The organism is Limisphaera sp. VF-2, from assembly GCF_049537125.1.
GTDB lineage: Bacteria > Verrucomicrobiota > Verrucomicrobiia > Limisphaerales > Limisphaeraceae > Limisphaera.
In genome coordinates this window covers 1892675-1913055 of record NZ_JBMVQY010000001.1, presented here as the reverse complement: position 1 = coordinate 1913055, position 20381 = coordinate 1892675, and the positions used below count along the sequence as shown (strand labels likewise).

At 61.6% G+C, this 20381-nt stretch carries 14 protein-coding genes; 6 read left to right on the top strand and 8 right to left on the bottom strand.

The window, feature by feature from the left end; all coding sequences use genetic code 11:
- Positions 1-3056: 3056 nt before the first annotated feature.
- Together ACPDIT_RS06785 and ACPDIT_RS06780 are read left to right on the top strand one after the other, a co-directional pair.
- Positions 3057-3209 (top strand): hypothetical protein, encoded by a 153-nt coding sequence (locus ACPDIT_RS06785; protein WP_423442420.1) that lies wholly within the window; start codon positions 3057-3059, stop codon positions 3207-3209.
- 149 nt (positions 3210-3358) lie between these two features.
- Positions 3359-3760 (top strand): hypothetical protein, encoded by a 402-nt coding sequence (locus ACPDIT_RS06780; RefSeq protein WP_423442419.1) that lies wholly within the window; start codon positions 3359-3361, stop codon positions 3758-3760.
- A 509-nt stretch (positions 3761-4269) separates the two neighbouring features.
- On the opposite strand, the gene ACPDIT_RS06775 is transcribed toward ACPDIT_RS06780, so the two are convergent.
- The gene (locus ACPDIT_RS06775; RefSeq protein ID WP_423442418.1) at positions 4270-4590 is read right to left on the bottom strand and encodes a hypothetical protein; all 321 of its coding nucleotides are present in this window, start codon (positions 4588-4590) and stop codon (positions 4270-4272) included.
- 815 nt (positions 4591-5405) lie between these two features.
- On the opposite strand from ACPDIT_RS06775, the gene ACPDIT_RS06770 reads away from it, so the two are divergent.
- The 4 genes from ACPDIT_RS06770 to ACPDIT_RS06755 all read left to right on the top strand — a co-directional run bounded on the left by ACPDIT_RS06770 (position 5406) and on the right by ACPDIT_RS06755 (position 9195).
- Positions 5406-5798, top strand: coding sequence for an ArsR/SmtB family transcription factor (locus tag ACPDIT_RS06770; protein ID WP_423442417.1), 393 nt, complete (start codon positions 5406-5408; stop codon positions 5796-5798).
- Between the two features lie 628 nt (positions 5799-6426).
- Complete coding sequence (arsB, locus tag ACPDIT_RS06765; protein WP_423442416.1) at positions 6427-7590, top strand: ACR3 family arsenite efflux transporter; 1164 nt, start codon at positions 6427-6429, stop codon at positions 7588-7590.
- Between the two features lie 326 nt (positions 7591-7916).
- Positions 7917-8384 (top strand): MerR family transcriptional regulator, encoded by a 468-nt coding sequence (locus ACPDIT_RS06760; RefSeq protein WP_423442415.1) that lies wholly within the window; start codon positions 7917-7919, stop codon positions 8382-8384.
- A gap of 58 nt (positions 8385-8442) precedes the next feature.
- The gene (locus ACPDIT_RS06755; protein ID WP_423442414.1) at positions 8443-9195 is read left to right on the top strand and encodes a mercuric transporter MerT family protein; all 753 of its coding nucleotides are present in this window, start codon (positions 8443-8445) and stop codon (positions 9193-9195) included.
- A 476-nt stretch (positions 9196-9671) separates the two neighbouring features.
- Here ACPDIT_RS06755 and ACPDIT_RS06750 read toward each other — a convergent pair whose 3' ends face one another.
- The 7 genes from ACPDIT_RS06750 to ACPDIT_RS06720 form a co-directional block, all read right to left on the bottom strand.
- Positions 9672-10616, bottom strand: a complete 945-nt coding sequence (locus ACPDIT_RS06750) for a tetratricopeptide repeat protein (protein ID WP_423442413.1) — start codon at positions 10614-10616, stop codon at positions 9672-9674.
- A gap of 4328 nt (positions 10617-14944) precedes the next feature.
- On the bottom strand, positions 14945-15160 hold the full coding sequence (locus tag ACPDIT_RS06745; protein WP_423442412.1) for a hypothetical protein: 216 nt from the start codon (positions 15158-15160) through the stop codon (positions 14945-14947).
- 77 nt (positions 15161-15237) lie between these two features.
- The gene (locus ACPDIT_RS06740; protein WP_423442411.1) at positions 15238-15678 is read right to left on the bottom strand and encodes a hypothetical protein; all 441 of its coding nucleotides are present in this window, start codon (positions 15676-15678) and stop codon (positions 15238-15240) included.
- Positions 15672-16625, bottom strand: a complete 954-nt coding sequence (locus tag ACPDIT_RS06735; RefSeq protein WP_423442410.1) for a hypothetical protein — start codon at positions 16623-16625, stop codon at positions 15672-15674. The genes ACPDIT_RS06740 and ACPDIT_RS06735 overlap by 7 nt, the downstream gene beginning before the upstream one ends.
- Positions 16626-16652: 27 nt before the next feature.
- Positions 16653-16925, bottom strand: a complete 273-nt coding sequence (locus tag ACPDIT_RS06730; RefSeq protein WP_423442409.1) for a hypothetical protein — start codon at positions 16923-16925, stop codon at positions 16653-16655.
- A gap of 12 nt (positions 16926-16937) precedes the next feature.
- Positions 16938-17213, bottom strand: a complete 276-nt coding sequence (locus ACPDIT_RS06725; protein WP_423442408.1) for a WXG100 family type VII secretion target — start codon at positions 17211-17213, stop codon at positions 16938-16940.
- Positions 17214-17230: 17 nt separating this feature from the next.
- Positions 17231-19981: an FtsK/SpoIIIE domain-containing protein gene (locus ACPDIT_RS06720; protein WP_423442407.1), complete on the bottom strand. Its 2751-nt coding sequence runs from the start codon at positions 19979-19981 to the stop codon at positions 17231-17233.
- Positions 19982-20381: the final 400 nt, after the last annotated feature.

Here is a 20381-nt window from a genome sequence, read left to right as displayed (position 1 = left end):
CCACCAGCGCAGCGCAACGCCTTGGGCAGGCAGCCAACCCGACATCGACCACACCCTTGGAGGGGCCGAATCCGGTGCGGGCACGCCCGGCCCGTCCGAAGGACGTTCTCGGGTTGTGCCCTCTCAGGGCGGGGCGGGTTTCAGGGGCCGAGTTGCCAGGGCGTTGCCCCGGGGCCGGTGGATGGAAGCGCCCTCGGCGCGCCCCGTTGCCGCTGGGTTGCCCCAGGTCTGATACGGTTCGCTGTACTCTTCGGCTGGTCGCGCTTCTCTGCAGTCCGGTTCGGGACTTGTCAACCGAGGGCCGGGCCGTGAGGAACCGGATTGCCCCGATACCGGATGAGCGGTTTGCGCCTTTGGCGCGTTGTGGGCTCCCCAGCGGGGCGAGAATTCAAAAGCCCGGAGCGACGCCTTGAGTGACCGGATCCAACCCCGCCCTGAAAGGGTGCAATTCGCCGTGACACGCCCGGTCCTGGCGACCGGGTGACCTCGCGCGACGCCTTTTCAGGGCGCGCTGAGTCTCGGGCGGATCCATTTCCTCGGGAGTTCTACCCGGGGCCGATGGATTGGATGGACCTTTTGCGCGCCATGTGTCCATCCCAACGGGGCGGCAATCCGCCAGCCCAGGGCAACGCCCTGGGTGACCGGACCCGTCCGGTCAACCCGCCCTGAAGGAGCGGAACTCGATACGGCACTCCGGCCTTGATGATGGCACGTCACCAGCTACCGCCCTTTCAGGCGCGGTCCATCTTGGGAAAACGAGTTCCCTGGGCGCCGCCAGGGACAACCGATGGGACACCCCACTAGCGTGTTGCCCCAGCGAACAACAGCCTGACGAATGACAGCGACGGGGGTCTCGAAAGGCTGCGGCAGAATTCTTTCGCTCATGGACCCTGGATGCTGAAGCGTTGGGCCATGGCCCGGACATCACGCGCCTTCAGCAACACCCACCTTGAGGCATTCCTTCAGCCAATGCGGCCGATGTAGGACACCGGAAGCCAGGTCGGCCTGCCAAGCCCTGCACATCTGCCCCCTGCGCCGGCTGCGGCCCAGCGAGTTTCAGGCCCTGTTTGGCTGCCGGTTTGTGCAGTCCCCAAAGCACTAACGCCGGAGGCCAAATCCCGGCCCGGCCGCGCACTGCCCCAAGTCGCCGAGCGCCGGTCATCAAGCCCGGCTCGAGGACTGTGCAAAAGAGCCTTGAGCTGGAAATCCACTGCCGCTGCCAAAGCCAAGGCCCGGATGGGCACCCGATGTGGGGTCCGACGGCTCCAGCCACTCAACCAACTGCTGATCCAATGTACGCGCTAACCAGATGGGTGGAATTCCATCCCCCATTAGATATCGAACTCCACCGACCTTGGCCCCGGCCCCAGTGGCAATTGACGAACACCGACGCGCCGAGGCGGCTGCGAAGCGTCCGGTTGACTTGCAGGACGATTCCCAGTGTTGGTTCACCAGCCTGATTGGCTGCCAGGCAGGGCTCCGGACCTCGCACGATCCCGCGAAAACTCCATGATGTCCACAGAGTCAGAACCACGCAGCCCGTTGATCAAGGGTCGGCCTGCCATATGGATGTCCTTTCTCACTGCGGCTCTGTCTGCCACTGCTCTGGCATCCGGTGGCTCGCGTTCGGGAGACTTGACCGGGTATATCACCTCGCAGGTTGCGAAGGATGAACAGCCCATGCCGACGAACGCCGTTTTTCCCGAGGCGCCGGCTCGTTGGGCTATCAAGCGCGACAGCAGTCGCGCTCACGCCCACATAACAGGTGCACCCTTCGAGCGCGTCGGCGCAGTCATGACGGGGGGCTTCGGTACACCGGGAATCGCCGATGCCAGCACCATGCAGGGCCTGCCACGGCGAGTCTGAGCAACCACCGACACGGGTGTGGCCGTCCAGCTCATGGGCCGACCAAACGGCGCGGACATGATCGGGATCCTGGGTATGCGGGACACGAGCGACATTCTCGCAGGCATGCAGGAGAAACGATGATGGCCCCTGGGAACCGCGCGTCGCAGCAGACCGCACGGAGGACAATGCGCCTGCAGACGTCCCCTCCCCTGCGCGGACCTGCCGGGCTCGGGACGCGATTGCTCCCAATCCGCGTCACGAGCAAAATTCCGTCATGTCTGGTCGCCTGCGCGATCTACGCCGCTCTGGGAGCGGTGGACACATCGCCAGTGGCGGCTCTCCTCCGGAGGCGCGTTCCCTGGCGCTCTTGGGACCTGTTCAACGTGGTCGTCCCATTCTGCGCTTGGACGGGGTTGATGTCCTCCGGTCTGTCCACGGGCTCGAAGAGGCTCTCGAATCTTTCGCTCGAGCCGGCCAATGCTCGCCACGGCTCCGACCCTCGGAGCATCAGCCCGAGTCGCCATGAGCACCAGCAACACGGCAAAGGCAGCATTCGCTCCGACATTGGTCGGCCCGTGCTTCGTTGCCGCCACCACTTTTTGGATTGTCGCGGCACTACCAGAATGAAAGCCTCAAGTAGACCAAACAGGACCGCGTACCGGCCTCGCGCCCCGCTTGCGAACCGGAGGTCCTTGTTGGGGCGCCGGGGAGCCGGATGACAAGGCCGCTTCGCACGCGTGGAAGCCATCGCACCTAGATCCGATTTGAAAGCGTTCGTTCGCCATGCCATCTGAGGCGCCGCGATTGCGGCGGAATTATTTGGCTTTTGGGGAACCGTTATCAGATCGAGCCAGTGGGTCCCCCAGCAGTTAGGGGGGCGGTGGGACAACTGGACCAGCCAATCATGGAAAGGGCAGTACGGGCGCGACGGAATACGCTGTTGGCAATCCGTTAAGGAGAGATGACGTCCATTGGGTCCATCATGCCGCCTAACGGAGGGGCGAGATCGAATTCGCCAGCAGCTTTGTGGTGATCCTGCAGGCGGCCCGCGCGCCGGGTGGTCGAGCGTGGATGATGGGTTGATGAACATCGCCGGGAAAATTGCTGAGGGAGTGCTTGTGGCCCTTCTGCTCTACATTGGCCTTGGCATTTGTGCCATGGGGTGGAGCGAGCGACGGCTACGGCCTGTTCGAGGGGGAATGTCCCAAATGGAAGTTCGCCGTTTGCTCGGAGAACCCGTTCGCGTAATCGAGCGGACGAACGGCACAAGGGTGTGGGACTATGGCAAGTGGCCGCCCCTGACCGAGGCCCGCGTTTACTTCGATACCAACGGGTTGGTTCTCGCGATCGAAACGGATTGAACCGTCGACGCCGGCCGATGCAACCGGTGCAAACAAGAGCGGCTCAGGCTTGTAGTGTCGCGACTTTGCGCATCTCCTGCATCGGATCACAGGTGGCTTCGCGTTCACGGCCCTGTGCCTGACCTCCCCGTCCGACTGGATCATACGCCGTGCGACGTTCCAGGCTCATCCTCGGTTGGTTGGTCATCGCAGCAGCAGCTGCATGGGCTCTGTATGACTGGGTTTTCATCTCGGAAGGCCCGGCTTACTTTTCCGCCGATTGGCGTCGGATCGCCGGGGTTGCCGTACTCAGTATCGTCAGCGGCCTGGTCGTCTTCGGTTTCATGCAGTGTCCAGAGCCCGTTCGTCGGAGGCTGGCCGCCATGATCTTTGGCTCCGGAGCCCTGCTGGCGATCGCTGGCTGCGGTTATAGTCTTTGGCAGTTGGTACGCCTGCGCGAGTTCCTGCCGGAGGTGCGCCTATTGTGGCTAGTGCTGGGAGGCCAGGCTGCCCTCTGCTTACTGTTCGGTGTGTTGTGCGTTCGGCTTTGGCTTCATTATCGTAAGAGATGAGGCGAACGATGGCTGGCCAGATCAGTGGAGCGAACCGCCGTCCCGCTTCTCCGCTCCAGATCGAGCGGCGGTTGGGCCGTGCCCGTGCAATGCATCGCCTCTGTCAGCAGCTGTGCCGGCTCGCGCAGTGAGGAGGCCGCCGGACCTTTTTCCAACAGTGTCCGCAAGCTGTTGCGCAGCCGCGCACCGGCGCCAGGCCGGACCGGCCCGGCACTGGTTTGTCGGGAACGTCGGCGCGCGTCGCGGCATGCACTTTCAGCTCGGACGGCGCCGGCGGCAGAGTGGGCACGCTCCCCTTCCGGACGGACTTGCGTGCGCGCGGCATTCCGTCCCTCGACGACTTGAGCGAACCCGAGGGCCGTTGTGGCCCGGTATGAAGGATTTTCCCCGGACCGGCATCCGCACAGAACTCCAAACGCCCCACACCACGACCCTGGGCCGACGATCTGCCACCCGATAGTCAGGGGTGGCAACCGCCACGCCCCGGCCGCGTTCGTGGCAGCGCATGCTCAGGCGCCGCGGTTTGCTTCGGCTGCTCGAATGGCTGCCTGGCGTCTGTTCCAATGGCGCACGGCTAGCAACAGGGCGACGACATAACCGCCGATCAGTGCAGACTTGTAGGGCATCGGCAAAAACCACATGCCGAGCGCAAAGAGACAGACGCCCATCCAACACACAATACTGGCGCGCACCACGAGAGCCCGTTCGCGCGGGCCCTGTGTTCTCTTGAGGGCATAATACGTGCCAATCACTCCACCCAGAATGCCGATGACCCCGCCAAGGATGCCCCCAACCCACCCGCCAACCTGTCCGAGAGTTTCCTGGTCCATAGGTTTCCTTTCGATTCCGGGGTATGCTGACGCCAAGCAGGCTGTGGAACAACCTGTTTGTTCGGAAAACGGCCGCGCCACAGCCACAACTTGCACCGGCGCTTATGGGGAAGGTTCTCCTCTTCAGGAATTCGGGGATTCGATTTCGGCGGCTCGCGGCCGGGCGGCAACCGGGTGCCCTGTTGACAGCAGAGCCGTGGCAAAAGCCGCGCTCCACCTTGGGCAATTCCCGTTGGGTCGTGAGGGCCGCAACCCGTGAAGGCCACGAACCGATCATACGGGTCTCCCAACGCCTTCAAAGGTAGGAGCGCAGTCTCAACAAGCTGGCCGCCAACGGGAACCGGCCGACCTCAACAAAGACTCTCCCTCGGGGGCCGGCGGATCGCCCCCAGGCTCAACGCCTCACCGCGGTGGTTACGATCCGCGGCCCTGGGTCCATGTTTGGTTCCCCGGCCCGCCGCCAAATGGTGGCGGCCCCCCTGAAAACCCGAACCACCGACGGAAGTCGGCGGGAAGTCTTCCACGGACGATCCGCCCCGTTCCCGCGGCGGCTGCTGAACAGGTGCCGGATCGTCCGCTGAGTGCAGCCGGCAACGTCGGTCATCTGCCTGAGGCTCAACAAGGTTGGGACCTCGCCCGCAGCCACCGCGGCTCATAACAAATGAGAGCTCGTGCACATGGAACGGATTGCCGGATCGACCTGCAATCGTCCTCGGTATCCGGACGGTCTGAGCGGCGCTTTCAAAGATTGCTCGGAACGGTCAAACGTTCTGTTGACGCCGAATCCTCATGGGCGTATATGCTTGCCTGGTTATATGCAACTGGCGCAGATCTATCGGTGCCTGTGCGATCCGACCCGGCTGCGGATCGTGCATTTGCTGACCCACGGGCCGCTCTGTGTCTCTCACATCCAGGACATCCTCGGCCTGCCCCAGGTCGTTGTCAGCAAACACCTGGCCTATCTGCGTCAGAAGGGCATGGTGGAAGCGCGGCGGCACCGCCAGTGGATGATTTATGCGTTGCCTTCGCATGCGCCGCCCGAGCTGGCCGCCCATCTGCGCTGCCTGGAGGAATGTGCCGAAACCCAACCGGTTTTGCGCAAGGATTTGCGCCGTCTGCAGGAGCGACACCGCTTCTGCAAGTGGATCGGGCAGGTGTTTGCCACTGCGGCACCCCGCCCGGCTTTCAAAACCACTCGGTCGGCCTGAACCTGTTTGAAGGGGAAAAGAGCGCATGCAAACGTACGAGTACCCGTGTCAGGCTTGCGGTCAACACTTCGAAGCGCAGGCTATGCGGACCGACCAGAACGAAGGTTTCAGACCTTGTGAGCCGCGTTCCGGGGCGCGGCGGACGATCCGCGCTTCCGCCTTCATGTGCTTGGTGGCGGGCCAGCGGGACACGAGCCCCAGCGGGCACCGCCGCCGGGCCGGATGAACCTGTTGAGGATCACGTTCCAGCCCTGTCCCCGGGATCTCCGGGCCGTGCACGTGCGATTTGGCTCAAAGAGCATCGCGCCGAGGTCGTTGAAATGCGATTTTTCAAATCCTCCGCACCACCCGCTGGTCTCCGGGTCATGGGGGTGAATCGCCCGCAGAACCGTGCATCGCCGCCGGCCCCGGTGCGTGGGCCTGCCGGGCAACGCGGCCGGCCAGACCTGGATGGCACCAAACTCCCGTGCCGTGAGGACTCCCTTGCGGCTGAATGCTCGCACCCGACGCAACGGATCGCCGGCCGCTCCGGAGCGACAGGGGCCGGACGTACCACTCTCCGGGGAAGACGAGCAGCAGACCCGCGAGCACTCGCCGTTCCGTCGAGGTCATCGCATCGCAACCGCTCATGAAAGACAACGCATCGCAAACCGCACCACGGCTTCAGAATCAGTCAACCACAACCCTGCATTCTCGACCCGGCGTTCCTGAAGAACCACGGGCCGCGCTGCCCGCGCGACTGAACTTTTTCGAGCGCTACCTTTCGCTCTGGGTGCTGCTTTGCATGGGAGTGGGCGTGGCGCTGGGCAAGTTTCTGCCCGACACCGTCGCCGCCCTGAGCCAACTCGAATTCGGTCAGGGTTCGCAGGTAAATATCCCCATCGCGATCCTCATCTGGCTGATGATCTACCCGATGATGCTGAAGGTTGACTTCCGCGCATTGGCCGGAGTGACCAAACGCCCCAAGGGCCTGCTGATCACCCTGTTCGTCAACTGGCTGGTCAAACCCTTCAGCATGGCCTTTTTCGCCTGGCTCTTCTTGCAGCATGTCTTTGCCCCGTGGATCGAGCCCGAGGTCGCCCGCGATTATACCGCCGGTCTGATCATCCTGGCCGCCGCGCCCTGCACCGCCATGGTCTTTGTGTGGAGCTACCTCACCGACGGCGACCCGGCCTACACGCTGGTGCAGGTGGCTCTCAACGACCTGATCATGCTGTTTGCCTTCGCGCCCATCGTCATGTTCCTCTGCGGCGTGGCCAACGTGATCGTACCCTCGAAGGTGCTGATCACGTCGGTCGTCGTGTTCATCGTCATCCCCCTGGTGGCCGGATATTTGACGCGCACCAGCCTGCTTCGAGCGCGCGGCCAGGAGTGGTTCGAGACCCGTTTCCTGCCCAGATTCCATCCGGTAACTGTGCTGGCCCTGCTGGCGACGCTGGTTCTGATTTTTGCCTTTCAGGCCGGGAACCTGACCACGAGATGGTTTGCCGTGCTGCTGCTGGCCGTGCCGATTCTGGTTCAGGTGTATTTCAACTCCGGTCTGGCGTACGGGCTGATGTGGCTGTTCCGCGTGCCGCACAATGTGGCCTCGCCGGGAGCGCTGATCGGGGCCAGCAACTTCTTCGAGCTGGCCGTCGCGGTGGCGATCACGCTCTTCGGCCCGGACTCGCCGGCGGCGCTGGCGTGCGTCGTGGGCGTACTGGTGGAAGTGCCGGTGATGCTCTCGGTTTGCCATCTCTGCAACCGCACCCGCGCCCTTTATGAGAGCCGTTTGACACCCGGGTCTGCTTGAGACGGTCCCGCCATTCTCGATCTCTCACAAACAGCGCTGACGTCGTCCCGGCCCCTGGATCGGTGACGCGCCGCTGGAGCAGTTCGGCATGATCAGCGGATCTGGTTGGCGAATGATCCGCAGTTTTCAACAGTTACCAAGGGCGGACCTGCATTGGTGCTACTTTTTCTCCGGGGCGCCCCGCGTCGCCACCAGTGGGACGCTACCCCGAGCCCACATCCTTCAACAAACGGCAGTCCCTGGACCTACCATCGGCGGCACCTCAGCGTGGGTGTATGATCGCACCGACTTTGCGATCCTTCGGGTCTGATTTGGGTTGGCGGCGGATGAGGCCCGAACGATACCTAAAGGTGAGCCAGCTCGCCGCGGAGGCCGGCGTCGGCGTGCGAACGCTGCATTCCTACGAACGGTTCGGTCTGCTGCCCAAGCCGGAACGGTCGGCTGCCAACTACCGGCTTTATCCGCCGGGGCTGCTCGATCAGGTGCGGTTCATCAAAAAGGCCCAAGCACTGGGGTTCGCCCTAGAGGACATTGAAGAAATTCTGACGTTGGGCCGACAAGGGCGTGCCCCGTGCAGGTCAGTAGTCGAGATCGCTAGGTGGCATTTGGCGGGGTTGGAAATGCAGCTTGCGGCCCTGGAGGAATTTCGGGGCGGGCTCCAAGCCTTTGTGTCCCAATGGGAAGAGGAGACCTCCCGTCCCCGGAAACGCGCCAGGGCCTTCTGTGATCTGATCGAGCGGCTGCCCCTGCCACCCCGGACGGGCAGGCCGAAACATTTTTCCAAAAGCCCTTGACCCTCCAGCCGACCAGAGGCCGTAGGCTCGGGCAAGACATCGAAGATGGAGAACGCATATGGACAAATGGAACGCTCTGCAAAAGGTCACTCTCGCCGGCAGCCTGCTGGCCGCCATTACCGCATCGCTTTGTTGCATCGGCCCGCTGGTGGCCGTGCTGCTGGGCGCGGGCGGCTTTGCCGCATCCGCGGCGTTCGAGAAATGGCGCCCGGTGTTTCTGGTCGTGGCGTTCGTCCTGCTGGCCGCGGCCTGGTATCTGACGTATCGCAAGCCGAAAGCCGCTTGCGAGGAAGGCTCCGCCTGCGCGGCCCGACCCGTCGCCAGATGGAACAGAACTCTTCTATGGTTGGCCACCGCGCTGGTGGTGGCCGCGGCGGCGTTTCCGGGTCTGTCGTCGGTGCTGTTGCGAGGCGAGCTGCCGGGTTCGGGCGCCTGTTGCGTGCCCGCCGTCTGGAACCCTTCGCCAAGGGTGGCCGCCACCACCGCCGTGGCCGTGCGGTCCACAATGCCCGAGTCCGGGCTGCCCAACTGCCGCGAGACCGCGGCCCTGCTCCGTCTGGCGCCTCGTCCGCGCCGGCGGGTCCAGCGGGGGGAGCCGGTAGAGGATCCGCGGCAACCAAGGCCCTCTCCGCCGGGCTCTCTACACGCCGGCCTGCGGGCAGCGCGGGTCAACGGTTCCCTGTGGCCCTTCTCTCAAGGCCTGCGCGCCGCGGTACCCCCAGCCAACGTGGCCCCAACAGCGGCCCTTCGACCACGCATCCTCCTCATGGACCACGGGGTCAACGGCCCCCCTCGTGCGGCGACGCAATAAATACCGATCCGCTTAACCCCAATCGCAACCGTGCTTGGGGCAGAGCTTGCCAGTGCCCTTGCAATTAGGACACGGTTTATCGGCATAGCCACTTAACACGGATCCCTGATACGTTGTCCCCTTGCCTTTGCACTTAGGGCACTCCGTGAGTCGTGATCTGCATTTTCTGCAATATTGATCTGCCATATCGCAGACACTTCTTGTATGCTTCAACTGCGTGACTACCCACCTGGCTTCGGCATGGGCCCGGTCTCCTACGCGGCCATCCCTGGCCCCTGTGAGGATCCCTACCCTTCCCATCGTTTCCACTCCGAATACGAGCCAACGTCGCCACTTACTTTTTCCGCAGCAGCCAACAGTCGGGCTCTTCTTTCCAGCGGTGTTCCGTTCCACACGACGCCGGCCATCTCCAGAATCCGATACGCATGCGCCACTTTGTAAGCCCATTGATCTTTCTGGTTAGCGATTATTGCTTTCTAAAAACATTCACCTGCGCCCTCGTGCCCCTTCATTACACGCAGTATTCCTAGTTGCAGGTAAAGGATGGACAGTGCTGCAGGATCCGCACTGCTCGCTGTCATGAGTTTTGCTAGACCCTCCTGGACCTGTGCTTCGGCATCCGCCAGCTCGCCTGCGAATATCAAGGCTTCCGAAAGCATTACATGCGCTTTCACATCAGAGGGGTCCTCCCTAAGGAGCTCGCGAGCAAGGGACGCCATGCGCTTGAACTCCTGCATCTCGTAGTAAATAGTTGCCAGGCATTCTTTGAAAGGTCTATAGGAGGGAGCGATCTCAAGTGCTTTCCGGCAAGCATGTTCGGCTTCCTTGAGTCTGCCAAGCGTCAACAAACACTTACTCTGGCCTCCCCACCCTCCTGCGTCATCGGGATCAATCTCTGCTATCCTTTTGAAGAATCGGAGGGCGTACTCCGGCAACGACTTGTCGTAAAGGGTGAATGCGATGGAGCGCAGCAATGTCTTGTTCGATCCTAGGACGGCAAGAGCCTGATCAAAGCATGCGGCAGCAAGCGCCGAGCGCTGCTTCTCGGCCAGAATTGTGCCGATTCGGACCCACTCTTCCACATCCCATAGCGCCTCCCCCTGAAGCGCGGCCGAGAGGACTTTCTCCTGAAGTTCTGGTTCAACATCTGATGTAACAATCTGAGCACAGACTTTTGCGGCGTCCGGCCGAGGCAGTCGACGCAGAATGCGGATTGCCGAATCCCATGCTGGAGACAGAGACTTATCGGAAAGGCTCTCGACGGCCTGCTGGATCGCACAGGGATCACCGATAGAGCCGATCGCCTCCAACGCTTTGATGCGGTCTTCCAAGGACGCCGTGCGGACAATATGCAGGAGGCGCGGAACGTTCCGCTGTGCTGCCAGCTTGTCAATATTGGGACGAAAGAACGGGATGGTCATGTCATCTCCTGGTGCTTGTTACGCCTGCCGTGCACGATGGCCCCCCGCCCCACCGCACACGCGAAGGCGGGATACGGCTATGAAAGCTCTCTGTGAGCGTCGCCCGGCGACAACGGGAGTACACCACAAAGGAATGCAGCAAGTGCGGCATGCGTTGGTTGCTCGCTGCGTCTGCTCCCCTTGAATTGTTCTGGCCGCACCGTCACAGGGCAGGACGGTCGCTCCCGTCCGAACGGGAAAGTGAAAAGGGAATCTCGCCTCTCGGATGCATTTACGCAGGTGGCTAACGTAATCGTGCAATGTGCCAACAAGAATGTTGGTTACCATCCTCTTACACTGGAAGGATGGAGGCTGGTTGAGTTCTAAGGTGGCCGGGCTTGGGAATGCCACCGCGCCGGTGAACGTCTCGACTGCGCCAGTAAATGTACGCGCGGCAGCCGCGCAGGCCGTGAACCGGAGCCAAGCCTCACCCGCTGCGGCGAGAAGAACAGCGGGTTTCAGTCTTTCGAGCGTCATACGGACTCCGTGCAGTGCAGTTGGAATGTGATGGAATGGTTGCCCAAACCCGGGCGGCCTGAGTGCGTTCGACAGGGCTGCCCCCGATCGGACCACCCGGAAAGACCCACCTCTTGTCGAGAATTGCCTCCCGTGGCGGAACAACCGAAGACGAAGCCAACGATCAATGAAGCCTCGCGAGCCTGCTGCCGGACCTTTTTGTGCAGCCACGCGTTCATGGAGATCCTATGGGGTGAACACAATCGGCCTTTGTTCATCGCATAGCAGAATTATGGCCAGTGTCAACAGTTTTTTAATACGAGCGGACCCGGGCTTCCTGAAAACGCGGCGAGTCTTCCTAAGCCGCCGGGTGCAAAGTGGGTGCAAAGCAGTTCAATGATCTTCCGGACACTTGTAAACGGGCGATCCGGGCGCCCGGTTCGTGCCATCGGGTCAACGCAAAACCCGAGTTTTGCGGAGTGCGACTGTGCATGCTCGCTCCGTTCGGGAGAGCAACAAGATCAGCCCCGTCGGGACTCTCCTACGCCGGCCGCGGCGGCACACGAGATCCGAATGTGCAATGGCCTCAGAGTGCATCCGCGCACTCGGCCAGCCGCATGGACGGTCAAGCACGAACCTTGCTGTTGCTCATGCTCAAGGACGCTGGCCTGATGCGTCCATGCAGATTGCCCACACGGAGCGATCCGGTTGCGCACCCTAACGGCCCTCTTGTGCACTTGCACAGCCTCGTCATCTCGAGGCAACTGACACTGAAGAAGTCCCCACAGTCGGACAGTACCGTCCTGATCGGCAATCCCCACGTCCAAACGAGCCGGCTGATGGCGCTGTATGGGATCGTATCTCTCAACGGATTTGTGCCATCGTTTACTGCTACGTCTAGCGCCTTTGCCCTTCAAAGGTGAGAAAACGGCTCTCCCGCCGGGGCACCGGCCCCAATGGGCCCCTAAGTCGATGTGCAACCCGGCCACAACGGGGGCGTTTCGCTGGAAAGTTGGAGACTTCGCAGGAACAGCTCCATACGGCGAGCATGACATGCTACGAGGCTTTTCATCTTGAGGAAGCGCCATGGTTGCAACCCGACCATGTGACCACCGGCATAGGCCACGGTGTGGATGCTTGGTTCATCAGGCAGTGCTGAAAGCGCAGAGACCAACGGTTGCCGGGGCAAATGGTGCGCAGGCACCGTGGCGCGTTGTCTCCGCATGCACTCGGGCTTCTCCCGTGCGCTTTGACTGGCTTGGCGTACGGCTAGCAGGATGCAACCTCCGCCTCGCCCTGCAGGAGTTGCCCGCACAGTCACGCGCTGCGTTCGTTGACATGCCATGCGCACGACCTTGGAGTAGAGTTTGCTGCGAGAAACGACTCTTGCACACCGGCAACCTCCGTACTCCCTTTTCGACAACGGGCAACCCTTTGAGCCTCGCCGAGCACGTGTCTGAAAGCTCGGGAGACGGCGGTACGTCTCATACAATGGGTGTTCAATTTCCGGGTGTCGGCTCTTGACGCAGTTCCTAACATCGTCGCAATGAAGGCAGATCCATCCCGAGCCGTTCGCCGACGCGTTAATTGCTGAGGAGACTTGCAGACGGCCCTCGGTGTTGCCGAACCTTGAGAAGCTGCACCAGCAGACCAGGGAGTCGGCGTTGGCTTCCGCACAGCGCCTTGGAAAGCGCACCGGCCCATTCCTCCATAGCGTTCGGAGGGCGCTCCGGTCCCCGTACGTTCCCTCACATGACCTAGGGAGGCAAGACGGTGTAATCGGTCGCAGCGCAAAGGATGCATCTGTCACCAGACTGCAGTTCTACTAAGAGCATCCAGGTAACTACAGCCGAGCGGGCCTGAAAGGAGCGCAGGCACAAACAAGTCGGCACCCCGGCCGCGCGGAGCTGCGAAGCGCTAGGGGCGAGCCGTGCGCTGTCAGGTTTTACCCCGAAAGAATCGTCTCAATCGCGAGCCACCTGTGCGAGCTCGAGGTCGATCGATCCGGACTCGCTCGGGCCCGACGATCCGGCGCCAAAAAGCGACCGTCACCTCCGACAGGAGCGAGCCCAGGTACTGGAAGCGTATCTCCCTTGGAAGAAAGATCAGGATCAAAATGAAGGCCAGAGCCAACAAGACGCACAGCACCTTCGCAAGAGCGATCCTCAGGAGAAGGCGGAGAAGTCTCATGGGCCGAAACGCCAAACCCGTGTGCGTTCGCCGGCATGGACGAGAGGGATGCGGTTGCGCCGGGCCTCACGTTTGGCGCAGCAGTATTTGCCTGTTCGCGTGCCGGCAGCACCACGTCCTCGCCCCTCTCGCCCTCCAGAATCGCCGGCCCCTGCCGCAACGAGAACCCGGTAAAGACGTTTCACCGGCCGGCTACCCATGTTCAAGGTCTCGACGCAGCTCCTGTTGGTACAGGCTTCGGATCCGGTTGCAACCTTGGCTCATGCGCGGGTGACATTCACGGGCCGCCCGAAACTCCAGCGTAAGCCTTCAAGGCTGCAGCACATCAGACGCACCATACTCCGAACTCCCACATTTTTGCGAGTGCGAACTTGAGGTCCGTGGCCGACGGAATGCATTGGGGCATGCCGTGAAAGCCGTGTGGTGGGGAAGCAGGAACCGGGGCCTCGCTGCGTCCGGAGGGACACCAAGCACAGCTGCCGTTCGGCTCCGGCCCGTCCCGAAAGGTGCCCCATGCGCTTGAACCCGCGTTCATGCTGCACCCAGGTTGCCTCCACCGCTCTGCTACCCAAGGGTTCGTTGGGCTGTGGGGCCTGGCCCTAATCTATCGGCTCCATCGCGCTTGTGCAGGCAGGACAGTTCCCGGACCACCTTCCGCCGCTTCGCACTTGGCCTTTTTGGCTCGCCCCACAGTTCCTCCCACGGCCGTCTCGCCTTTGCCGGCAACTCGTTCATCCATCGGGGCTTCGATGGTTCCCAGCAAGCCGCCGTGGTCACCCCCGTCGCGCCCCAAACCTGCCCCGCTTACCGTCGCCGGGGGCCCGACGCAAGCCGCGTTTCTGTGAAGCCCAACCAGCCCAGAGCAGGTGTGCAAGGTGGCCTCAGGGCCATGGATCCCCCGGTTGAGCCGCTGCCCGCAAGCCAGGTAGCAGGACACAGTGGCGGTGATCGGCCCACACACCAGCCTCTGCGGCCCGGGCCTGCAGCACCCGGCGCGGCTGCAGTACTTTCGCTTCCGGCCCCAAGTTGTGACCCCTGACAGCGAGGCACCCTTCGGTGGACGGGGCCAAGTACACCGCCAACCTCGTTGCAGCCCTGCAAGGAGGGCGACCCGTGAGGCCCCCATACAGACAGACCGACGCAGACAAAGCCCGGATTCATGGCGTTTCTGAATCCGCTCCCCACCGCTCTTCCCCGTTCAAAAGCTGAAGCGCGCCAACGTAAGTGGAGATACCGCGCTTCTCACCGGGTCTTGACCAGATCCCACGCCAATAAGAAACGACACCATGCCCGAAACACCAACGATCATTTCTTGCTGAATACAACCTTTTCAACGCCCCATGGTTCCTGCGCATTTCACGAGCCCAGGACTGCATTGCGGGGACGACCGGGGTTGCCGGGTATGCCGTGCGCAGGGCGTCTCTTCTCATGGCGCCGGCCTTGATCTCCAACATGTCCTGGGCCTCTCTCCCGCGATTCTTATGAGAGTTGAGTTATGCAGCTCATCGACCGTCGCGATCCATCAGGGATGTGCCTTGGAGTCGTCATCCAGGAGAATCCCGACGCACATTTTCTGGGGCCAGTTTGCTTATCGGACCGGAAACCTTGGCGAACCCATCCCCTGCACCGCTCAGCCTTCTTTGTCACCGAGGGTCCCGCAACGCCAGCCGAAGGACATGCTCGAGCTCCGCCATGGCTTTCAAGGCCTCCGGCACTTCGGCCTCCCATTCTCGCCAGAACGCCCTCTCAAAGTAGTCGCCAACGCTGTCGGACCACTGCTGCCGAGTGATTGCCCACTGGCTCTCGAGGTTTCTCCACTCTCCCTTCAGCCGCTCGTAGCCTGCGTCCAGTGCACTCATTGGACAACCCCGTGATCCTCAACCTGCTCCACGCCTCGCTGATCTCCGTTTGCCAAGTGCATCCCCCATAATCGACTTCAAAGGAGATGCCTTCCGATCGTGATCCGGACCACGTTCGACGCAAGTCGACCCTTCCAGGGTTTTGGCCCGGGCTCTTCCCAGGCACTCAGGTTTTCATAAACCGCTTGCACCGAATAAGCGCCCAGTCTCACCAGCCGGTACCCACGCGTCAGCTCGTACTGCTTTTCCACCGCCTCCCCCGCCTGTAGCTCGATGACATCCGCATTCCGGGGTGCTCCCACATTCACAAACATCCGGCAAGGAACCTCCCGGCCTGCCTCGTCCCTGACAATGAACCTGATCTCCCGGCACTGGGGAGGTGCACACTCTACATTCCACGCCAACCGGGCATTGACCCGTACACTCGCCGCCCCACAATTCCGCAGCACGACCGTGCCGATGATCCTTTCACCCACCGCATAGGCGCTTTTCTCCAATGCCAGCGACAGCGTTAACATGGGCCCCACCACCCTTCTCGGTCACTCGATCGCGGCCTATGCCCGGCTTTGAACCTGTCCCGCTCAGCCTCGTACCAGTGCTTGAGACGTCTCAATTCCTCCACCTCTTCATGGGTCAGGCCGTACTTGTCGGCATTTTCAATCTCCTCATCATACGCGGCAATCTCATACTCCAGGTAAGCCACATCGTTGCTCGGGAACCCCCGATCCCGTATATCCTTCGCATGTTTGGCCTCATGCGCAATCGAGGATGCGAGCCAACCCGGGGACCGACGGAACGCCGCCGGCCCGATCAAAACGCAGCGATCCGCGTCGGTGGTACCCACACAATCCAAGCGCGGCTCATATCGGGGTTTACCGTTGATGGCACTCGGATCGATGTCATAAATCGCAATGGCGATATCAATCGCATCCTGGTACCGGCCCTCAGCAATGGCCCGCTTTAGTTCGTCGCGCGTGCAAGGTGCGACCGCCTGCCAGGTCCGGGAGACCCCTCCCGTGGCCGCGGCCGGTTCTGTAAAAGAGGGCGTTCTGATCTCCGTATAGGACCGGAGCTCTGCCAGCTTCCTCTCCAAGAACCCGTGTGCCTTCACGGCGCTGGTGGCACACAAGGCCTGCAATCGGCCGGCGTGCACACGGAAGATCCGGTATTGCTCGTTCGCCTGCCTCTGCCAGTACTCCAGCCGCCGCAATGCTTCCTCGGCCTCTTTCAGTTCGCTCGCGGCCCGCTCTTGCAACTCATCGTTCTGCTCGTCGTCGAGGATTTCCCGGTGATGTTCCACCTGCTCCAGCAACGCCTGTCGGCGCTCTTCAAGCAGCTGCAAGCGCCTTTGGATGTCGGCTTCCATGGCCTCCAGAACCTCGCCCGTCACAGCCACAAAGCGCCTCAGACCGGCGTCCAGATCCTCCAGCGCCTGAAACGAAACCACACGGACTTCGCCACTCATGGCCCCCGTGGAGCTTGCACGTCCACTCTAGTAACGCCGATCCAGGTATCGATCGAGGAATTCTGCCTTTTTTCGCAGGTACCGCGCGTAGGCGTCAGCACGATGGTAAAAAAGGGTCAAGCGGGTTATGGTATGCGAAAGCACCCGTTCGAACCGCAAGTACTTCTCGTCGCGCCATACCTCGCGCAAACTGTGAAAGCTGTTGATCATGGCCGTTTGCCGTTGCCGGACGCCCTCCGCCCGCGCCTCGAGGGAAGCGGCAAACTTCCGAATCTCGTCAGGATCCGCGATCGCCTTCATACCCGGCTCTCTTTACCCACGACTCCGGAGAAACTTTTCGACCGCTTCTGCATCCTGCTCAAGAAGCGGCGCCAGGGTTCTGACCTCTTCAGCAAAAACTTGCAACTGGCGTTGGGTTGCCACGAATTCCTCCACAAAACGTTCGTATTCCTGGTCGCGCCAGGTTTGCGCCAGGCGTGCCAAATCGTTGCCAAGGCCGTTGACTTGACCCTCAACCTCCTTTGCGAAACGCTTGAGCTCTGCGGCAAAGCTCCGCAGCTTCTCCGGATCAACATGCACCTGTGGCATTGGGTCACCTCCTGTGATTATCCACCCGTGAGACGAGTACGCAAACGGTCTGCCGCCTGCCGGAGCCACGCTCTCTCCGGAAGCGCAAAAGGCCTGAACTTCTGCAACGAGCCCGGTCGGTCGTGGTCAATGAAAAGCATCCTGTAGGGTTTGGCCAGTTGAGCCGCAGCCGGTTCATCCAAGAGAGCCATGGAATCTTCAGCGCTCATGGGCCCGGCCACGCGCAGGTTGAATTCACGAAGTCCCTGACGGTTCACCACCCGCATTACGTTGGCACAAGTATCGCACCACGTCAACACATGTACCCCCGCCTCAGGTCCTTCCCGAAGCAGGAACGCAAACTGTTCCGACGGGCTGGGGCGTCTCTCTTCTCCCGAGGTGTGGAACGCAAAGCCCCATTCTCCCTCCTCCAGACGCAGTTCCCGCGCCCGGTGCAGCCCCTGGATGACGAGGTATAGCTCGGGGCCTTTTATCCGCTCATCAGACTGCCGCTGCTGGAGCACTCTGATGAGCTCATCGAGCAGCCCCTGCAGGTCCCGGCGACCCCGAACCTCAATCCGGTGGGGAAGAAGTGCAGCCATTTCTTCAGCCAGGTCGGCCCACGGGCTGTCGGCAGCCGTAAGATCCACAATGCAAAACCGGGCCGCCTCCGGACGTCGCTGAGCGCTCACACTCAACACCGCTGCAGCAAGCACCCCCACCCCGTCAGCTTCCTCCCGGGTGACGACCAGCAGATGACTACCACTCTGACGCCGGAGGCAGGCTCGCACCGGCGGCCCAATGGCAATCGGTTCCCCAAGCCACGCCTCCGCGGGCCTCCTTTGATCCGGCCAATCTTCAGCCGCAAGGAGTTCGCCCAGGGGTCGGCAGTTCTCTGGCCGCGCCGGCTCGTGCCCTTCGAAAACGATGGGTGTAGTGGTGTGGCCCCTGCTGTGCGCCAAGGCCGCCACCGCCTTTAAGTGCCCAAGACGATCCTTCTCCGTCAGAAGCGCAACTTGGAAAGGACTGTTGCCCTCTTCGCGACCACTGGCCGCATTGTAAATGGCCTCCCCGGGACGGGAAAGCAGCCGAGCCGCAGGGTTGTCGTCCGCCAGGATCAATCGGGAATCGGCCTCGCTACACTGCAGGGCAATGCGGACGGCCATCTGATCGACCGTGCTGCGAGGCAAAGTGTACTGACCCGTGAGCGTTTGCGAGGCCAGTAGGACATGCATACCAAAAGCCCGCCCCTGGCGAACCAGCCGATCCAAAAGCAGGGTCGCCTGACGCGAGATCCTGTCCTCCCGGGTGAAGAACTCCTGAAACTCGTCCACCAGGAGCAAGATGCGCGGCATCCGGAGTCCCCGCTGCCGGTACTCGGCGATGTCCTGCACCCCCACAGTGCGAAACGTTTCACCCCGTTGCTGAAGTTCGATGTCCAGCCTCTCCAATACGCTCAAGCCGAACTCTCGCTCGCTTTCAATGGCCACCACCCGTGCGTGCGGCAAAGGCACATCGGCGTAAGGCTTGAATTCCACCCCCTGTTTGAAATCGACCAAATAGACTTCCACCTCATCAGGAGGATAAACCGCAGCGAGAGTGTTGATGAGTACATGCATCAGGTTGCTTTTGCCGGAGCCGGGGCGCCCCACCACCAAGACTTGATGCTCCATGTCCTTGCCCAGCCTCAGGTACTGCAGTTTGCCCGCCCCTGCAGGCCCCAGGGGGACTCGAACCTCTTGGTCGGCGCAACCCTGCCACCAGCGATCTTGCGTCAGCCCCGCCAACTGCAGCAGCTTGCTGTAGGGAACCTCGACTCTCATCGCCTCCCGGGCCCGCTCGCCCACGCCCTGAAGGATGCGATCCAAAAGCTCTTTCGGCGGCGGGGTGTCCAGTTCCAACCGGCAGTCGCAGAAATCCTCGTCGCACCACACGAACCGATCCTTCTCCCGGGCAATGGTCTCAACCGCCCGTTCCAGGTCCACGAGATTGAACCCATGAGGCAGGGGTTTGTCCGTGTCCATCACTACAAAGCAATACACCCCGCAACGCGGCCCGTGCTGCGCGATGCTCACCAGACGACGGATCGCGGCCTCGGTAAAGTTGACCGGAAAGTCCAGCACCACCAATACCCGATACGGCTCGGCTATTTCGCCGGCATTATGGTTGTACTCTTCGATCGTCCGGTGTTCGTTGCGGAGATATTTCTGAATGATCGTCTCCATCTGCTCCGTAAGCTCACCCAGACGCTCCTCAACCTGCTGGGGCTCCGTCCACGCCTTTCCGTTGATCAGCGACTCGTGATAATCGGCCAACTGGAGGAACGACGCCACATTCTGCCCCAATCCGACCGGATCGATGAACGTAAACCGCAGCTTGCCGGGCGGCGTCCCGGCCAACAATCGCAGCAGCGTGCCCTCCAACGCTTTGACCGCCTGACGCTTCGCTTCTCCGTGGACCTTGATCAACAGTCCGCGACCGGGGGCGAAAGGTATTATTGCAGGAACCGTAATCCTGGGCTGCAACCGGGGAAACGCGGAGCTCAGATCGCTGGCGTCGATCGTCAACGTTCCGAGTCGCACAGCAGATAGCGGGAAGGCCGCCGGGGCCCAGCTTCGCCACGCCTCGCTTGCCCAGTCCATCCCGCCCCAGCCACTGGCATCGCTCAATTCCGCAATACCTCCCCCCATTTCCTCGAGCAGGGGCAGAACTTTTTCCTCAAGCCCGGCCAGTTCCTCCTGACAGCGAGCGCTGGTCTGCTCCTGCCAGCGCGCAACACATACTTTCAACGATGCTATCGCCCGAACAACATTCAGGCATTTCTTCCTGAGCGCACGTCCAATCGCCATCCTTGTTAACACTAACGGCACAATGCAGATTAGGCATATGCCTACCATCAGCGCTACCTCCACGGAGCCTTCAGGCATTTCTCCATCTGTAAGCCATATTATCGTTCCTCCACTAAGCATGAGTGCACCGATGACAGCTAAAAATCCACTACCAGTAACCACCACTCCACCAACGGCATCGAATGCCCTCAAATACCATTGATGACAAACGCGTGAAAACTGAGCATTTAAATCCTTCGCAGTCACGAGTACACGGGGTGCATTATTCTTTAACACCTTCTCAATGTTACCGTGCCATACTAACTCTTTCTTGGATCTGCGGTTACGTGCCGTGCTTCTC